General features: G+C 66.2%; 1 protein-coding gene and 1 pseudogene. Both read left to right on the top strand.

The window, feature by feature from the left end; genetic code table 11:
* Positions 1-276: pseudogene (locus EBE87_RS29310) on the top strand (IS21 family transposase); the annotation flags it as partial.
* On the top strand, positions 273-1,082 hold the full coding sequence (gene istB / locus EBE87_RS28305; protein ID WP_120641290.1) for an IS21-like element helper ATPase IstB: 810 nt from the start codon (positions 273-275) through the stop codon (positions 1,080-1,082). The pseudogene EBE87_RS29310 and the gene istB, both read left to right, overlap by 4 nt.
* The last annotated feature ends 122 nt before the right edge of the window (positions 1,083-1,204 follow it).

A 1,204-nucleotide genomic window follows, 5' to 3' on the forward strand; every position in this document is an offset into this window, starting at 1 on the left:
GCCCGCACCTTCGAGGCCATGCTCGCCCGCCAGCCGGCCCGTCAGGCCTGCCGCACCACAGTCGAGATCCTCGCCCTGGCCCATGAGCGGGCCTGCGAGGCCGAGTTGGCCAGTGCGCTCGAGGCCCTCCTGGAGGCAGGGCATCTCCCCAATATGGCCGAGCTGCGGGCTCGCTTCATGCCCGATATCACCACCCTGCCGGGCGTGGTCGTCGCCCATCCCGCTCTCGGCGTCTACGACGACATCGTCACCATCCACCGGGGAGATGTCGCATGACCGCCGCCGACCCGATCGATGCCGGCCGTCTGTCGCTGGCCCTCAACGACCTCCGGCTGCCGGCCATGAAGCTGATCTGGCCCGATTTCGCCGCGCGCGCCGACAAGGAGGGATGGCCCGCCGCCCGTTTCCTCGCCGCCTTGACCGAGCATGAACTGGCCGAGCGCGCCAACCGGCGCATCCAGCGCCACCTGCAGGAAGCCTATCTGCCGCCGGGCAAGACGCTCGAAAACTTCAATTTCGAGGCCGTCCCGATGCTCAGCAAGGCGCAGGTCATGGCTCTCGCCGCGGGCGACAGCTGGCTGGACAGGGGCGCCAACCTGCTGGCTTTCGGCCCACCAGGTACTGGCAAGTCGCACCTCGCGGCCGCGCTCGGCCTCGCCCTGATCGAGAATGGCTGGCGCGTGCTGTTCACCCGCACCACCGACCTGGTGCAGAGGCTTCAGGCCGCCCGGCGCGATCTGCAGCTCGAAGCTGCCATCGCCAAGCTGGACAAGTACCACCTGCTGATCCTCGACGACATCGCCTACGTCACTAAGGATCAGTCAGAAACCAGCGTCATCTTTGAACTCATCGCCACCCGCTACGAGCGCCGGTCGCTATTCATCACCTCAAATCAACCCTTCGGAGAATGGCACCGGATCTTCCCGGACCAGGTCATGGCCCTCGCCGCCGTTGACCGCCTCGTCCACCACGCCACGATCTTCGAGATGAACGTTGAAAGCTACCGAAGGCGCACCGCTGTCGAGCGGAAACGCGGGCCAGGCAGGCCACCTACGCGCGCGACAATCAACACCTCATCCTGATTGCCGCGCACCTGCCGAAACTCCTTGCCTCCATGCCGCGCCGCGACAATCATCCACCCGCCGTAGCTTCAGACTCTCACCCTGATTGCCGCGCTGCTCGCACCCAGATTGTCGCGCCATAC

Source organism: Teichococcus wenyumeiae (assembly GCF_003696345.1).
Taxonomy (GTDB): domain Bacteria; phylum Pseudomonadota; class Alphaproteobacteria; order Acetobacterales; family Acetobacteraceae; genus Pseudoroseomonas; species Pseudoroseomonas wenyumeiae.